At 43.3% G+C, this 15,493-nt stretch carries 28 protein-coding genes; all 28 read left to right on the forward strand.

Features of this window, described 5'->3' with window-relative positions:
- Positions 1-37: 37 nt before the first annotated feature.
- The 28 genes from rplB to N1I80_RS01205 all read left to right on the forward strand — a co-directional run bounded on the left by rplB (position 38) and on the right by N1I80_RS01205 (position 15,490).
- Positions 38-868, forward strand: a complete 831-nt coding sequence (gene rplB, locus N1I80_RS01070) for a 50S ribosomal protein L2 (RefSeq protein WP_203247876.1) — start codon at positions 38-40, stop codon at positions 866-868.
- A gap of 60 nt (positions 869-928) precedes the next feature.
- The gene (rpsS, locus tag N1I80_RS01075; protein ID WP_340736140.1) at positions 929-1,207 is read left to right on the forward strand and encodes a 30S ribosomal protein S19; all 279 of its coding nucleotides are present in this window, start codon (positions 929-931) and stop codon (positions 1,205-1,207) included.
- 19 nt (positions 1,208-1,226) lie between these two features.
- Positions 1,227-1,571, forward strand: coding sequence for a 50S ribosomal protein L22 (rplV, locus tag N1I80_RS01080; RefSeq protein ID WP_340736141.1), 345 nt, complete (start codon positions 1,227-1,229; stop codon positions 1,569-1,571).
- Positions 1,572-1,574: 3 nt separating this feature from the next.
- Complete coding sequence (gene rpsC / locus N1I80_RS01085; protein ID WP_340736142.1) at positions 1,575-2,234, forward strand: 30S ribosomal protein S3; 660 nt, start codon at positions 1,575-1,577, stop codon at positions 2,232-2,234.
- A gap of 1 nt (position 2,235) precedes the next feature.
- Positions 2,236-2,670: a 50S ribosomal protein L16 gene (rplP, locus tag N1I80_RS01090; RefSeq protein WP_340736143.1), complete on the forward strand. Its 435-nt coding sequence runs from the start codon at positions 2,236-2,238 to the stop codon at positions 2,668-2,670.
- Positions 2,660-2,860: a 50S ribosomal protein L29 gene (rpmC, locus tag N1I80_RS01095; protein WP_025783856.1), complete on the forward strand. Its 201-nt coding sequence runs from the start codon at positions 2,660-2,662 to the stop codon at positions 2,858-2,860. Before rplP ends, rpmC begins: the two co-directional genes overlap by 11 nt.
- A 17-nt stretch (positions 2,861-2,877) precedes the next feature.
- A complete protein-coding gene (gene rpsQ, locus N1I80_RS01100; RefSeq protein ID WP_340736144.1) occupies positions 2,878-3,141 on the forward strand; it encodes a 30S ribosomal protein S17 in 264 nt (87 codons plus the stop codon).
- Between the two features lie 39 nt (positions 3,142-3,180).
- Positions 3,181-3,549: a 50S ribosomal protein L14 gene (gene rplN / locus N1I80_RS01105; protein WP_067204773.1), complete on the forward strand. Its 369-nt coding sequence runs from the start codon at positions 3,181-3,183 to the stop codon at positions 3,547-3,549.
- Positions 3,550-3,585: 36 nt separating this feature from the next.
- Positions 3,586-3,897 (forward strand): 50S ribosomal protein L24, encoded by a 312-nt coding sequence (gene rplX, locus N1I80_RS01110; protein WP_203247882.1) that lies wholly within the window; start codon positions 3,586-3,588, stop codon positions 3,895-3,897.
- Between the two features lie 26 nt (positions 3,898-3,923).
- A complete protein-coding gene (gene rplE / locus N1I80_RS01115) occupies positions 3,924-4,463 on the forward strand; it encodes a 50S ribosomal protein L5 (protein WP_340736145.1) in 540 nt (179 codons plus the stop codon).
- 19 nt (positions 4,464-4,482) lie between these two features.
- Complete coding sequence (locus tag N1I80_RS01120; protein WP_340736146.1) at positions 4,483-4,668, forward strand: type Z 30S ribosomal protein S14; 186 nt, start codon at positions 4,483-4,485, stop codon at positions 4,666-4,668.
- Positions 4,669-4,698: 30 nt separating this feature from the next.
- A complete protein-coding gene (gene rpsH, locus N1I80_RS01125) occupies positions 4,699-5,097 on the forward strand; it encodes a 30S ribosomal protein S8 (RefSeq protein WP_203247885.1) in 399 nt (132 codons plus the stop codon).
- 30 nt (positions 5,098-5,127) lie between these two features.
- Positions 5,128-5,667, forward strand: coding sequence for a 50S ribosomal protein L6 (gene rplF, locus N1I80_RS01130; protein WP_340736147.1), 540 nt, complete (start codon positions 5,128-5,130; stop codon positions 5,665-5,667).
- 34 nt (positions 5,668-5,701) lie between these two features.
- A complete protein-coding gene (rplR, locus tag N1I80_RS01135) occupies positions 5,702-6,064 on the forward strand; it encodes a 50S ribosomal protein L18 (RefSeq protein WP_340736148.1) in 363 nt (120 codons plus the stop codon).
- A gap of 22 nt (positions 6,065-6,086) precedes the next feature.
- Positions 6,087-6,587, forward strand: a complete 501-nt coding sequence (rpsE, locus tag N1I80_RS01140) for a 30S ribosomal protein S5 (protein WP_203247888.1) — start codon at positions 6,087-6,089, stop codon at positions 6,585-6,587.
- Positions 6,588-6,600: 13 nt separating this feature from the next.
- Entirely contained in the window at positions 6,601-6,783 is a 183-nt protein-coding gene (rpmD, locus tag N1I80_RS01145; RefSeq protein WP_340736149.1) for a 50S ribosomal protein L30, read from the forward strand.
- Between the two features lie 33 nt (positions 6,784-6,816).
- Positions 6,817-7,257: a 50S ribosomal protein L15 gene (rplO, locus tag N1I80_RS01150; protein WP_340736150.1), complete on the forward strand. Its 441-nt coding sequence runs from the start codon at positions 6,817-6,819 to the stop codon at positions 7,255-7,257.
- Complete coding sequence (secY, locus tag N1I80_RS01155; protein WP_340736151.1) at positions 7,257-8,549, forward strand: preprotein translocase subunit SecY; 1,293 nt, start codon at positions 7,257-7,259, stop codon at positions 8,547-8,549. Before rplO ends, secY begins: the two co-directional genes overlap by 1 nt.
- A gap of 57 nt (positions 8,550-8,606) precedes the next feature.
- A complete protein-coding gene (locus N1I80_RS01160) occupies positions 8,607-9,260 on the forward strand; it encodes an adenylate kinase (protein WP_340736152.1) in 654 nt (217 codons plus the stop codon).
- Between the two features lie 615 nt (positions 9,261-9,875).
- Positions 9,876-10,094, forward strand: a complete 219-nt coding sequence (gene infA / locus N1I80_RS01165; protein WP_060203457.1) for a translation initiation factor IF-1 — start codon at positions 9,876-9,878, stop codon at positions 10,092-10,094.
- Between the two features lie 38 nt (positions 10,095-10,132).
- Complete coding sequence (rpmJ, locus tag N1I80_RS01170) at positions 10,133-10,246, forward strand: 50S ribosomal protein L36 (RefSeq protein WP_084212378.1); 114 nt, start codon at positions 10,133-10,135, stop codon at positions 10,244-10,246.
- 24 nt (positions 10,247-10,270) lie between these two features.
- Positions 10,271-10,636, forward strand: a complete 366-nt coding sequence (gene rpsM / locus N1I80_RS01175) for a 30S ribosomal protein S13 (protein WP_340736153.1) — start codon at positions 10,271-10,273, stop codon at positions 10,634-10,636.
- 25 nt (positions 10,637-10,661) lie between these two features.
- On the forward strand, positions 10,662-11,051 hold the full coding sequence (rpsK, locus tag N1I80_RS01180) for a 30S ribosomal protein S11 (RefSeq protein WP_318616124.1): 390 nt from the start codon (positions 10,662-10,664) through the stop codon (positions 11,049-11,051).
- Positions 11,052-11,185: 134 nt separating this feature from the next.
- Positions 11,186-12,130 carry a DNA-directed RNA polymerase subunit alpha gene (locus N1I80_RS01185; RefSeq protein ID WP_340736154.1) on the forward strand — a complete coding sequence of 315 codons (945 nt, stop codon included), beginning with the start codon at positions 11,186-11,188 and terminating at the stop codon, positions 12,128-12,130.
- Between the two features lie 33 nt (positions 12,131-12,163).
- Positions 12,164-12,544, forward strand: coding sequence for a 50S ribosomal protein L17 (gene rplQ / locus N1I80_RS01190; RefSeq protein ID WP_340736155.1), 381 nt, complete (start codon positions 12,164-12,166; stop codon positions 12,542-12,544).
- Between the two features lie 458 nt (positions 12,545-13,002).
- Positions 13,003-13,848, forward strand: a complete 846-nt coding sequence (locus tag N1I80_RS01195) for an energy-coupling factor ABC transporter ATP-binding protein (protein ID WP_340736156.1) — start codon at positions 13,003-13,005, stop codon at positions 13,846-13,848.
- Positions 13,824-14,693 carry an energy-coupling factor ABC transporter ATP-binding protein gene (locus tag N1I80_RS01200; RefSeq protein ID WP_340736157.1) on the forward strand — a complete coding sequence of 290 codons (870 nt, stop codon included), beginning with the start codon at positions 13,824-13,826 and terminating at the stop codon, positions 14,691-14,693. The genes N1I80_RS01195 and N1I80_RS01200 overlap by 25 nt, the downstream gene beginning before the upstream one ends.
- Entirely contained in the window at positions 14,693-15,490 is a 798-nt protein-coding gene (locus N1I80_RS01205; protein ID WP_340736158.1) for an energy-coupling factor transporter transmembrane component T family protein, read from the forward strand. The genes N1I80_RS01200 and N1I80_RS01205 overlap by 1 nt, the downstream gene beginning before the upstream one ends.
- Positions 15,491-15,493: the final 3 nt, after the last annotated feature.

The following is a 15,493-nucleotide window of genomic DNA, read 5'->3' on the forward strand; positions in this document are numbered from 1 at the left end:
AACCTAGATAGTTAATTATACAAAGGAGGGAACACCAATGGCGATTAAGAAATACAAACCTACCTCCAACGGACGTCGTAACATGACTTCTTCTGATTTTGCTGAGATTACTACAGACAAACCAGAAAAATCATTGCTTGCACCGCTTAAACGGAAAGGCGGCCGTAACAATACAGGTAGGACTACTGTTCGTCACCAAGGTGGAGGCCATAAGCGCCAATACCGTGTCATCGATTTCCAACGTCGGAAAGATGGCATACCAGGACGCGTTGCTACGATCGAATACGATCCAAACCGTTCTGCGAACATCGCTTTGATCAATTATGTAGACGGGGAGAAACGTTATATCCTCGCACCAAAAGGATTGGAAGTTGGCATGACAGTAATGTCTGGTCCAGATGCGGATATTAAAGTAGGTAACACACTTCCACTTGAAAATATTCCAATGGGTTCAACTATCCACAACATCGAACTAAAACCAGGTAAAGGTGGTCAACTTGTACGTTCAGCAGGTACATCTGCTCAACTACTAGGCCGTGAAGATAAATACGTTATCGTACGTCTTCAATCTGGAGAAGTTCGCATGATTCTTGCAACATGCCGCGCGACAATCGGTCACGTTGGTAATGAGCAACATGAACTTATCAACATCGGTAAAGCAGGACGTTCACGTTGGTTAGGCAAACGCCCAGCAGTTCGTGGTTCTGTTATGAACCCTAACGATCACCCACACGGTGGTGGTGAAGGCCGTACTGGTATTGGTATGAAATCACCAGTTACTCCTTGGGGTAAACCGACACTTGGATTCAAGACTCGTAAGAAAAACAACAAGTCTGACAAATTCATTGTTCGTCGTCGTAAAAAATAATGTGAGCGCACTGCGGTTCAATGATTGGGCCGTAGTACAAACACGAGGGGAGGTTCCGACATGGGCCGCAGCTTGAAAAAAGGACCTTTTGTAGATGATCACCTTATTAAAAAGGTTGAAGCACAAAAGGATTCCCAGAAAAAACAGGTTATTAAAACTTGGTCACGCCGTTCAACTATTTTCCCGTCATTTATTGGAATGACGATTGCAGTCTACGACGGACGTAAACACGTACCTGTCTATGTAACTGAAGATATGGTAGGTCATAAACTAGGTGAATTCGCACCTACGCGCACATACAAAGGTCATGGCGCTGACGATAAGAAAACAAGACGTTAATTGAGAGGAGGTTAATCTGATGCAACAAGCAAAAGCTATTGCCCGCACAGTCCGTATTGCTCCTCGTAAAGTCCGTTTAGTCGTTGATCTTATCCGGGGCAAGAAAATCGGTGAAGCTGTCGCGATTCTACGCCTAACGCCGAAAGCGGCATCTCCGGTTGTAGAAAAAGTATTAAATTCAGCGATTGCAAATGCTGAACATAATTACGAAATGGATGTCGAAAACCTAATCATTAGCGAAGTATTCGTAGATGAAGGTCCGACAATGAAACGTTTCCGTCCACGTGCACAGGGGCGTGCAAGTGCGATCAACAAACGCACAAGCCACATCACTGTAGTGGTATCAGAAAAAAAGGAGGGATAATTCGTGGGTCAAAAAGTACATCCTAACGGTTTACGGGTTGGTATCATCCGTGATTGGGAGTCGAAGTGGTACGCAGAAAAAGACTATGCGACTCTTTTACACGAAGATTTAAAAATCCGTGCTTATATTGAAAAACGTCTTGTAGACGCATCTGTTTCTAAAGTAGAAATCGAACGTGCTGCAAAACGTGTTAACGTTACTATTCATACTGCGAAGCCAGGTATGGTAATCGGTAAAGGTGGTTCCGAGGTAGAAGTCCTTCGTAAACAGCTAAACGATATCTCAGGCAAGCGTGTTCACATTAATATTATCGAAATCAAACGTGCTGACCTTGATGCGAAACTAGTCGCAGAATCAATTGCACGTCAACTAGAAAGCCGTGTATCATTCCGTCGTGCACAGAAACAAGCGATTCAACGTACGATTCGCTCTGGCGCTAAAGGAATTAAAACACAAGTATCCGGACGTCTTGGCGGTGCTGACATCGCTCGTGCGGAACATTACAGTGAAGGTACTGTCCCACTTCATACACTACGTGCAGACATTGATTATGCACACGCAGAAGCTGACACAACTTATGGTAAGCTTGGCGTTAAAGTGTGGATCTACCGTGGAGAAGTCCTTCCAGTGAAGAAGAAGAACTCTGAGGAAGGAGGCAACTAATATGTTAATGCCTAAACGCACTAAATATCGTCGTGTATTCCGTGGTAAAATGCGCGGAACTACAAAAGGCGGAGCAACGGTACAGTTCGGTGAGTTCGGTATCCAAGCTATGGAATCTGCATGGATTACAAACCGTCAAATTGAAGCTGCACGTATTTCGATGACACGTTATATGAAACGTGGCGGTAAAGTATGGATCAACATCTTCCCACATAAATCATATACGAAAAAGCCTCTTGAAGTCCGGATGGGTTCCGGTAAAGGTGCTGTAGAAGGCTGGGTAGCAGTTGTTAAACCTGGCAGAGTAATGTTTGAAATCGCAGGTGTGTCAGAAGAAGTTGCACGTGAAGCACTTCGCCTCGCATCTCACAAGCTTCCTATCAAATGTAAGTTTGTAAAACGTGAAGAAATTGGTGGTGAATCTAATGAAAGCTAATGAAATCCGTGACTTAACAACTGCAGAGATTGAGCAAAAAGTAAAATCACTGAAAGAAGAGCTTTTCAACCTTCGTTTCCAACTAGCGACAGGTCAATTAGAAAACACTGCACGCATCCGTGAAGTACGTAAATCGATTGCGCGCATGAAAACTGTAATACGTCAAAGAGAAATCAGTGCAAATAACTGATGAAGGAGGTTGCAGCCATGACTGAGCGTAACCAGCGCAAAGTGTATACAGGCCGTGTAGTATCCGACAAAATGGATAAAACAGTTACTGTAATGATCGAAACACAAAAGAAACACGCTTTATACGGTAAACGTGTAAAGTACTCTAAAAAATTCAAGGCACATGATGAGTTGAATGAAGCGAAAATCGGTGATGTTGTTCGTATTATGGAGACTCGTCCATTATCAGCAACAAAACGTTTCCGCGTACTCGAAATCGTAGAAAAAGCGATCATCATCTAATAACGTTCGGAGATATAAATCCGGGAGGAGGTAGCCTCAATGATTCAACAGGAAAGTCGCATGAAAGTCGCTGATAACTCAGGCGCTCGTGAAGTACTTACAATTAAAGTTTTAGGCGGTTCAGGCCGTAAAGTAGCAAACATCGGTGATGTAGTTGTAGTTACAGTTAAAAAAGCAACACCAGGTGGCGTTGTTAAAAAAGGTGAAGTTGTAAAAGCTGTTATCGTTCGTACGAAAAGCGGGGTACGTCGTAAAGATGGTTCATACATTACGTTTGATGAAAACGCATGTGTAATTATCCGCGATGATAAGAGCCCACGTGGAACTCGTATTTTCGGACCAGTTGCTCGTGAACTTCGCGACAGTAACTTCATGAAAATCATTTCACTAGCTCCAGAAGTTCTTTAATTCACATGACAGTGCCAATCAAGGAGGTGCGACAGAATGCATGTTAAAAAAGGCGATAAAGTTATGGTGATCACTGGTAAAGACAAAGGTAAAACGGGTGTGATCCTAGTTGCTTATCCTAAAAAGGATCGCGTACTTGTTGAGGGTATCAATATTGTTAAAAAACATACGAAACCTAACCAAGAAAATCCTCAAGGTGGAATTATTAGCCTAGAGGCAGCGATTCACGTATCAAACGTCATGGTAATCGATCCTAAGACAGGCGAGCCAACTCGCGTAGGATACAAGATTGAAAATGGCAAAAAAGTTCGTGTTGCTAAAAAATCCGGTGAAAACCTGGATAAATAAGTAACGGATGAAAGGAGGTCCAACAGATGAGCCGTCTAAAAGACAAGTTTAAAAGTGAAGTCACACCTGCTCTTATGAGCAAGTTTGAATATACGTCAGTTATGCAAGTACCAAAAGTGGACAAAATCGTTATCAACATGGGTGTTGGTGATGCTGTTCAAAACACGAAAGCACTTGATGCAGCAGTAGAAGATCTAACAATCATTGCTGGTCAAAAACCGGTCATCACTAAAGCGAAGAAATCAATCGCGGGATTCCGTCTCCGTGAAGGTATGCCTATCGGAACTAAAGTTACACTACGCGGTGAGCGTATGTATGAGTTTCTTGATAAGCTAATCTCGGTTTCGTTACCTCGTGTACGTGACTTCCGTGGTGTTTCCAAGAAAGCATTCGATGGTCGTGGGAACTATACGCTCGGCGTTAAAGAGCAACTTATTTTCCCGGAAATCGACTACGATAAAGTTTCTAAAATTCGCGGTATGGATATCGTCATCGTTACAACTGCAAACTCCGATGAAGAAGCACGTGAGTTACTAACGCAGTTCGGCATGCCGTTCCAAAAGTAAATAAGAGGGAGGCGTAAACGTGGCTAAAAAATCAATGATCGCTAAACAACAACGTACACCAAAGCACTCTGTGCAGGCATACACACGCTGTGAGCGTTGTGGTCGTCCGCATTCTGTGTATCGTAAATTTAAGCTTTGCCGTATTTGTTTCCGCGAACTAGCGTACAAGGGACAAATTCCAGGCGTTAAAAAAGCCAGCTGGTAAACCCGGCAATTTGGGAAGGAGGTAAATGGAATGACAATGAGTGATCCGATCGCAGATATGCTTACACGCATCCGTAACGCGAACATGGTTCGTCACGAGAAGCTTGAAGTACCTGCTTCAAACATGAAAAAAGAAATTGCAGAAATCTTGAAACGCGAAGGTTTCGTCCGCGAAGTTGAATTCGTAGAGGATAGCAAACAAGGTATCATCCGCATTTTCCTTAAATATGGTCAAAACAACGAGCGTGTTATCACAGGTCTTAAACGTATTTCAAAACCTGGTCTTCGTGTTTATGCAAAAACAAACGAAGTGCCTAAAGTTTTGAATGGTCTTGGCATCGCCCTCGTTTCAACATCACACGGTGTCCTTACTGATAAGGAAGCACGTGCTAAACAAGTAGGCGGAGAAGTAGTAGCTTACGTCTGGTAATTCGTAACAAATGAATGGAGGTGCAATTGAATGTCCCGTATTGGCAAAAGGCCGATTGAGGTACCGGCAGACGTAACTGTAACCATCGCTGATGGCAACTTTGTTACTGTTAAAGGGCCTAAAGGCGAACTTACAAACACATTTAACTCTGATATTAAAATCGAACAAGAAGCTAACGTGATCACTTTGGTCCGTCCTTCTGAATCTAAGGAACACCGTTCTATTCACGGAACGACACGTTCATTACTCGATAATATGGTGACAGGCGTTTCAAAAGGTTTTGAAAAAACACTTGAACTTGTCGGTGTAGGTTACCGTGCTTCACTTCAAGGTACAAAACTTGTATTGAACGTAGGTTATTCACATCCGGTTGAATTCACACCGGAAGCAGGAATTGAAGTAGAAGTTCCTGCAAACACAAAGATCATCGTACGCGGTATTAACAAAGAACGCGTTGGTGCTCTTGCATCGAACATCCGACAAGTACGTCCACCAGAGCCGTATAAAGGCAAAGGGATTCGCTACGAAGGCGAAATCGTACGTCGTAAAGAAGGTAAAACAGGTAAATAATGCCGCTTAAGGCATCCCGGAAGGAGTGACCCCGATGATCACGAAACAAGATAAAAACGTTACTCGTAAAAAGCGTCATGTACGTGTTCGTACGAAAATTAGTGGTACTGCAGCTCGTCCACGTCTAAACGTTTTCCGCTCAAACAAGCATATTTATGCTCAATTGATCGATGATGTAAATGCCGTAACGATTGTAAGTGCTTCTACAATGGATAAAGACTTCGGTTCTGATTCCAAAGCAGACACTGCAGCAGCGGCTAAAGTCGGCGAGTTGATCGCGAAGAAAGCTGTTGAAAAGGACGTCAAGTCGGTAGTTTTCGACCGTGGCGGTTACCTATTTCACGGCCGTGTGAAAGCTCTTGCGGACGCAGCACGTGAAAACGGTCTGGAATTTTAATTAAGAAGGAGGGACACATTTCATGCGTCGTAATGATCAGAAACAAAGTGAATTCGAAGAACGCGTAGTTACGATTAACCGCGTAGCGAAAGTTGTAAAAGGTGGACGTCGTTTCCGCTTTACAGCTCTTGTCGTTGTCGGAGATAAAAATGGCCGTGTAGGTTTTGGTACTGGTAAAGCACAAGAAGTTCCGGATGCAATCCGTAAAGCTATCGAAGATGCGAAGAAGAATTTGATCGTTGTACCAATGGTCAAAGGAACAACTCCGCACCAAGTACTTGGACATTTTGGGGCAGGTAAAATTCTTATCAAACCTGCGGCACCTGGTACTGGAGTTATTGCTGGTGGACCTGTCCGTGCAGTACTTGAACTTGCAGGTATCACGGATATCCTTTCGAAATCCCTAGGTTCAAGCACACCAATTAACATGGTTCGTGCAACAATCGAAGGATTGACGAATTTGAAGCGCGCTGAAGATGTAGCTAAATTGCGCGGCAAATCCGTAGAAGAACTGTTAGGTTAAGGGGGGAAACACAATGGCGAACAAACTTGAAATCACCCTTACAAAAAGCGTAATTGGTTCAAAGCCAGCACAACGTAAAACTGTTGAAGCGCTTGGACTACGCAAATTGAACCAAGTGGTAGAACACCAAGATAATGTAGCAATTCGCGGCATGATCAACAGAGTGGACCACCTGGTTACTGTCAAGGAACTATAATTCCGATTTTTTGAATAAGGAGGTGCCAATGAAATGAAATTACACGATATGAAACCAGCTGATGGTGCTCGTAAAAAGCGTAAACGTGTTGGGCGTGGTACAGGTTCTGGTCATGGTAAGACTTCTGGTAGAGGTCATGATGGTCAAAACGCACGTTCAGGCGGTGGCGTACGTCTAGGATTCGAGGGTGGTCAAATTCCACTATTCCAACGACTACCTAAACGTGGATTTACGAACATTAACCGTAAGGAATATGCAATCGTAAATCTTGATACACTTAATCGTTTCGATGCTGGAACAGAAGTAACTCCTGAGCTACTACTTGAATCAGGCATCGTGAGCAAAGCCAAATCAGGAATTAAGATTCTTGGAAACGGAACTCTTGATAAAAAGATCACTGTCAAAGCTCACAAATTCTCCGCTTCTGCTGTAGAAGCAATCGAGAAAGCGGGCGGGCAAACCGAGGTGGTTTAATGTTTCAGACAATCTCCAACTTTATGCGCGTTAGAGATATACGGTCTAAAATCATTTACACATTGCTTGTGCTCATCGTTTATCGACTAGGGACATTTATCCCTGTTCCGAACGTTGACGCAACTGCTTTACAACAGACTGATAATCAACTTATCGGATTAATGAATGTCTTTGGCGGGGGAGCCCTTGCCAACTTCTCCATCTTAACGATGGGGATCATGCCATACATTACAGCATCCATTATCGTGCAATTATTGCAGATGGATGTCGTACCGAAATTTACTGAATGGGCGAAACAAGGCGACGTTGGAAGACGTAAACTTGCTCAGTTCACAAGGTATTTCACAATAATCCTAGCATTTATCCAAGCGATTGCCATGTCATTCGGTTTCAACCGGATGTATGACGGAACGTTGATAACTAGCGAAGGTGTTTCGACATATGTGGTCATTGCGATCGTATTGACGGCAGGAACTGCATTTCTTCTATGGCTCGGTGAGCAAATTACAGCAAAAGGTGTCGGAAATGGTATTTCCATCATTATCTTTGCCGGAATTGTCGCTGCGATCCCGAATGCAGTCAACCAACTTTACGCAACACAGATCCAAGATGCTGGCGACTTGCTATTCATTAGAATCGCAATCATGTTGCTGTTACTTCTTGTGGTCATTGCAATAACTGTTGGAATTATCTACGTGCAAGAAGCATTACGAAAAATTCCAATCCAATATGCGAAGCGTGTCTCAGGACGCGGTCCATCGACTGCAGGACAACAGACACATTTACCATTGAAACTTAATGCCGCAGGGGTTATCCCGGTAATCTTTGCTTCAGCATTTTTCATGACACCACAATCAATAGCCGCTTTCTTTGGAACGAATAGCGTGACGACGACGATTACAAATGTATTTGATTATACGCAACCGGTTGGTATGATCTTCTATCTGGCACTAATCATCGCGTTCACATACTTCTATGCGTTCATTCAAGTGAATCCGGAAAATATTGCGGACAATCTTAAAAAGCAAGGTGCATATATCCCGGGCATTCGTCCAGGACAAAACACACAAAGTTATCTTACGAAGACTTTGTATAGACTGACATTTGTTGGAGCGATTTTCCTTTCAACAGTGGCAATCATGCCAGTTTTCTTCATTAAATTCGCAAACTTACCACAGTCTGCACAAATTGGAGGAACAAGTCTAATCATCGTTGTAGGGGTTGCCCTTGAGACGATGAAGCAGCTTGAATCACAACTAGTGAAAAGGCATTACAAAGGATTCATGAAATAAGAGTTACAAAGAATTCATTCCTTGTAACTCGAATGTGAAAATGGGAGGGCAAGACGTATGAATATCGTATTAATGGGTCTGCCAGGAGCCGGTAAAGGTACTCAGGCAGACGGAATTGTCGAAAAGTACGAAACCCCTCATATTTCTACAGGCGATATGTTCCGTGCTGCTATTCAAGAAGGCACAGAACTTGGAGTCAAAGCAAAATCGTTCATGGATCAAGGCGCTCTTGTTCCTGATGAAGTAACAATTGGTATTGTACGTGAACGATTAAGCAAATCCGATTGTGATAAAGGTTTTCTTCTCGATGGATTCCCACGTACAGTTCCACAAGCCGAAGCGCTTGATGGATTACTGTCCGATATGGGACGAAAAATTGAGCATGTTCTCAATATCCAAGTCGAGAAGGAAGAACTTGTCGCACGGCTAACTGGCCGTCGTATATGTAAAGTCTGTGGCTCTTCTTATCATCTTCAATTCAACCCGCCAAAGGTTGAAGGGATATGTAACAAAGATGGTGGCGAACTTTATCAGCGTGCGGATGACAATCCCGAAACTGTAACAAACCGTCTGGAAGTAAATATGAACCAAACGGCACCGCTCTTGGCGTATTATGAAGCTAAAGGCGTGTTGGCAAACATTGATGGACAGCAGGACATCGATGACGTTTTCAAAGATCTGGACGCTCTTCTTCAAAAAAGCGGACAGTAAGCTTTTTCAAACGTAGATATTATTGGTCAAATTTGGGCATAATAGTATTACGGAATGAAAAAGTATTTCAACGAGCTGCAAAAGCATATGATGCCCGGTATAGGAACTAGTCGGAGTTCTGCGGGTGTAATGTTCTGAATCATAATAAATGCATTTGCTTACGAAAGTAAGTATAATATTTTTTGTGAAAAGAACTATATAACGCAACTGGGAACTCATCCACGGCAATCTGGACAGTCGTGTCCATTCCGACGCGATTTTCCACAAAAGAGGTCGAGGACTGACTTAAGGGAAACGAAATGTGACAGACGTCTTTCGAACATCACTCATGCTATCCAGACATATGTTGAAGGAAGCTTTAACTTGATTCAGCTAAGTCCGCCATTTCAATATGTGTTGGGATAATTGTCGGCTATAACTAAATCAGAGTGAGTTCAAATGCACGCTGATTCAAGTTAAGCTGCCAGCGGATGTCACGGATTTTGAAAGGAATCAATTGCACACTTGTGCAATTCAAAATCTAGACGCAATTACGCCAAGTCGTAATTGTATTGAGGCGACTGATGCCGCTCGATGGTGAGAACCTTTATTGGATATAGAAGGGAGACAGGATTGATGGCGAAGGACGATGTAATTGAAGTTGAAGGTACCGTAGTCGAAACGTTGCCAAACGCGATGTTTAAAGTAGAGCTGGAAAACGGCCATACGATTCTTGCGCATGTTTCTGGCAAAATCCGTATGCACTTTATCCGCATCCTGCCTGGCGACAAGGTGACAATGGAACTTTCGCCTTATGATTTAACACGTGGTCGTATCACATACCGTTTCAAATAAACTTTTGCACTCCGGAATATTGAAGGAGGTTGGGTAAGATGAAAGTAAGACCATCTGTAAAACCGATCTGTGAAAAATGCAAAATTATTCGCAGACGCGGCCGGGTAATGGTAATCTGTGAAAATCCGAAACATAAACAAAGACAAGGTTAATTCAGAAGGAGGTGCACAATCTATATGGCACGTATTGCTGGTGTAGACGTTCCGCGCGATAAGCGCGTCGTAATTTCATTGACTTACATTTTCGGAATTGGAAAAACAACTGCTCAAAAAGTATTGGCAGCAGCTGGAGTATCTGAAGAAGCACGCGTACGCGATCTTACTGATGCTGAGCTTGACAAAATCCGTGAGCAAATTGACGGATTGAAAGTTGAAGGGGACCTTCGTCGTGAAACTTCACTTAACATCAAACGCTTGATGGAAATCGGTAGTTTCCGTGGTATTCGTCACCGTCGTGGCTTGCCTGTTCGCGGTCAAAACACGAAAAACAACGCACGTACTCGTAAAGGTCCTAAACGGACAGTTGCAAACAAGAAAAAATAATAGGTAAAGGAGGTATCTTCTTAACATGGCACGTAAACAACAAACTCGTAAACGTCGCGTGAAAAAGAATATTGAATCCGGTATTGCACATATCCGTTCGACGTTTAACAATACAATCGTTACAATTACTGACATGCAAGGGAACGCATTATCTTGGTCAAGTGCTGGTGCACTAGGCTTTAGAGGTTCTCGTAAATCGACTCCGTTTGCTGCACAAATGGCTGCAGAAACAGCTGCAAAAACTGCTATGGAGCACGGCTTGAAAACGTTGGAAGTTACTGTTAAAGGTCCAGGTGCTGGACGTGAAGCAGCAATTCGTTCACTACAAGCTGCTGGCCTTGAAGTTACTGCAATCAGAGACGTTACACCGGTTCCGCACAACGGATGCCGCCCGCCAAAACGCCGTCGTGTATAATGGCTTGTACTCCATTTGATTGAGAAACACAATTATTGTCAAAAATGAATTGTGCGATTGCAAATTGCCGTCTGTGAAAATCGATTTCAATATGGAACGGCCTATACATTCGACGTTTAAAGGAGGGTAAATAAATGATCGAAATTGAGAAACCAAAGATTGAAACAGTTATGATCAGCGAAAATTCCAAGTTTGGTAAATTTATTATCGAACCACTTGAGCGTGGATATGGAAATACGCTAGGGAATTCCCTGCGCCGCATCCTACTAAGCTCATTGCCTGGGGCTGCTGTAACATCTATCCAAATCGACGGTGTACTTCACGAATTCTCAACAATTGAAGGTGTCGTCGAAGACGTCGCTACAATTATTTTGAATGTGAAGAAACTAGCTCTCAAAGTCTATTCGGATGAAGAGAAAGTGATTGAAATAGATGTGAAAGGTGAAGGGGTAATTACAGCTGCGGACATTACACATGATAGTGACGTAGAAGTATTGAATCCTGAACTGCCTATCGCAACACTTGGTAAAAACGGACACTTACGCATGCGTATGTATGCTGTACGTGGTCGAGGTTATGCGCCTTCTGATCAAAACAAACGTGAGGATCTCGCGATTGGCGTTATTCCGATCGACTCTATTTACACTCCAGTTTCACGCGTTAACTTCCAAGTGGAAAATACTCGTGTTGGTCAAATGACGAACTTCGATAAATTGACACTTGATGTTTGGACAGATGGTAGCATTGGTCCAAAAGAAGCAGTTGCGCTAGGAGCAAAAATTCTTACTGAGCATTTGAATATATTTGTCGGCATGACTGACGAAGCACAAACTGCTGAAATTATGGTGGAAAAAGAGGAAGATCAAAAAGAGAAAGTACTTGAGATGACGATTGAGGAACTCGACCTTTCTGTTAGATCTTACAACTGCCTAAAACGTGCAGGCATCAATACTGTTCTTGAACTTGCTAGCAAGTCTGAAGACGAAATGATGAAAGTGCGAAATCTTGGCCGTAAATCACTTGAAGAAGTGAAAGCGAAATTGGACGAGCTTAACCTAGAGTTACGCATGGAAGATTGAGCAAATTTATAGATTGAAGGAGGGAAACTTCTAATGGGATACAGAAAACTTGGACGTACAAGTTCACAACGTAAAGCGATGCTTCGCGACTTAGCGACAGACCTTATCGTACATGAGCGTATTCAAACAACTGAAGCGCGTGCGAAAGAATTGCGTTCAGTAGTTGAGAAGATGATTACGCTTGGTAAACGTGGAGACTTGCACGCACGTCGTCAAGTTGCACAATTCATCCGTCGCGAACTCGTTACAGTAACGGACGAAGAAGGCGCGGAGACAGAAATCTTTGCCATCCAAAAACTTTTTGATAATGTTGCTCCACGCTACGCTGAGCGTCAAGGTGGATACACTCGTATTATGAAAATGGGACCTCGCCGCGGCGACGGTGCACCTGTTGTAGTAATCGAACTCGTTTAATTTGATAAAGCAGGGGTTAAACCCCTGCTAAATCAAATTAAGCCTCCGGCGGATGTCACAGATTTTGAATAGAGTTAATTGCGCGAGCGCAATTCAAAATCTGGACGCAAATACGCCGAGGCGTATTTGATTTAATTTATTCTTGAGGGTGTGGCTGTGCGTAAGCCAGACACATCCTTTTTCGTTACATGTTAAAGATTTATACGACAACTTTAAAAGCTGAGTGTTATGATCAGCGGTAATTTATTATCGTCTGGTCTAGCTCTACGCACCTCGTCCGCGGTACTGGATTGAGCACCCGGTATCAGTCATAGATATGAGCGCATTTCTTCGGATGAGGTGCGCGCTTTTTTTTATTCAAAATTAATGTTGAAGATTTTATAAGAGGATTCCTTGGCATGTTGCAAGGGATCCTTCGTAGTATACATAAAAGTACATGCAGCCGGAGGTGGTAGGCGATGAAGGAAATCTTGTCGATAGATCATGTGAGCTATTCTTATCCATTGGAAGAGGAGGAAGTTAAGAAGGCAATCGATGACGTATCGTTCACAGTACAAGATGGTGAATGGATTGCGATTGTTGGTCATAATGGTTCCGGCAAATCAACACTTGCGAAATTGATGATTGGACTATTGTTCCCAGATGAAGGGAATGTTAATGTGTTCATTGAGAAGCTGACAGAAGAAAATATCTGGGACATTCGATCGCAAATGGGGATTGTTTTCCAAAATCCAGACAATCAGTTTGTTGGTTCGACAGTCCAAGATGATGTGGCGTTTGCCTTGGAGAATAATGGAGTTCCTTTTGAAGAAATGACGATACGAGTTCATGATTCACTCGCGCAGGTGAAGATGAGTGATTTTCTTAATCATGAGCCGCACCATTTATCAGGCGGACAGAAGCAGCGTGTTGCAATTGCAGGTGCGCTGGCACTTCAACCACGTTTGTTGATTATGGATGAGGCGACTTCCATGCTGGATCCGCAAGGACGTGATGAAGTTATTCGGATAGTGGAGGAACTGAAGCGCAAGACAGGGCTTACCGTAATCTCCATTACACATGATTTAGAAGAAGCGTTACTAGCAGATCGCATTATCGTGATGAATAAAGGACAAGTGTTAACGGTTGGAACGCCTGAGCAAATATTTGCTCGGGGAGATGAACTAGAGGAGATTGGGTTGGACCTACCTTTTGCCTTGAAAGTATCTAATTTGTTACGGGAATTTGGTCTAGAATTTGTTGGTGAACATATGACGGAAGAAGAGTTGGTGAATGAATTATGGACATCTCACTTCAGCAAGTAGGCTATTTGTATGGCAAAGATACGCCGTTTGAGAAAAGAGCGTTGCAAGGTGTGGACGCCACAATCCGTTCCGGCTCTTATTCAGCGATTATTGGGCATACAGGTTCGGGGAAATCAACATTACTGATGCATTTGAACGGTTTGCTTAAGCCAAGTGAGGGTGTTGTGCAGATTGGAGACACGCTGATTTCTGCAGGCACGAAGGCGAAGGGATTGAAGGATGTCCGACGCCATGTGGGGATTGTCTTCCAATTTCCGGAGCATCAGCTGTTTGAGGAAACGGTAGAAAAAGATATTATGTTTGGCCCGATGAACTTTGGTGTACCAGAGGAAGAGGCACGGAGACGGGCCCATGAATTGATAGAGCTGCTAGGACTACCGCCAGAGGTTGCTCAAAAATCACCTTTCGATCTATCGGGTGGACAGATGCGTCGTGTGGCTATTGCAGGCGTATTGGCGTTTAAACCGTCTGTGCTAGTCTTGGATGAGCCGACTGCCGGACTTGATCCGAGAGGGCGACAAGAAATCATGGAGCTATTCCATCGCTTGCATGTCGAAGAGAAATTAACGATGATCCTTGTGACGCATAGTATGGAGGATGCTGCACGTTATGCGGACAATATTATTGTCATGCATGATGGGCGTTCTGTGCTATCTGGTACGCCGCAGGAAGTGTTTGGTGATGAAGAGAAGCTAAAGTCCTTCAGGCTAGGTTTACCACGTTCTGTGAAGTTTCAGCGTGATATCGAGAAGATGATTGGTCGTCCCTTGCCAACACTGGCATTAACGGAAGAACAGCTGGCGCAGACAATTGTACAAGCCACACGAGAAGAAGGTGGCCGCTAATGTTGGAGAAAATGATTTTTGGCCGCTTCATACCAGGAACATCGTTTGTTCATAAGCTGGACCCACGTTCGAAGCTTGCTTTTGTTTTTTTATTCATCGTTACGGTATTTTTGGCAAATAATACGTTGACATATGGATTACTACTAGGATTTACGTTACTCGTTATTTTCAGTTCACGGATCCGTTTGTATTTCTTAATTAATGGATTGAAGCCGATTCTTATCTTAATTATTTTCACATTTTTGATGCATATCTTTTTCACAAGAGAAGGTGCATTGTTACTGGATTGGAAGTTCATTAAAATTTATGAAGAAGGATTGAGGCAAGGGATTTTCATCTCTATTCGCTTCCTTGTTCTTGTGTTAATGACGTCTATACTTACATTGACAACTTCTCCGATTTCCATTACGGACGGGCTAGAAGATTTGTTGGGGCCGTTTAAGCGTTTTAAATTGCCTGTTCATGAGCTGGCGTTGATGATGTCGATTTCTTTGCGCTTCATCCCTACGTTGATGGATGAGACAGATAAGATTTTGAAAGCACAGCTGGCAAGAGGCTCGGATATTAGTACGGGTTCTATCAAGCAGCGTATTAATGCGGTAATTCCACTGCTTGTTCCTCTATTCGTTAGCGCATTTAAACGTGCTGAAGACCTTGCTGTCGCCATGGAGGTTCGTGGCTATCGTGGAGGAGAGGGTAGGACGAGGTACCGACAGTTGAAGTGGCATTGGCGCGATACGTTGATTATGGCATTGTTCGTTGTTCTTGTCGTCATTCTCTTGCTGGCGAGAGGTTAGGAG

The sequence above is a fragment of the Sporosarcina sp. FSL K6-3457 genome (genome assembly GCF_038007285.1).
Lineage (GTDB): Bacteria > Bacillota > Bacilli > Bacillales_A > Planococcaceae > Sporosarcina.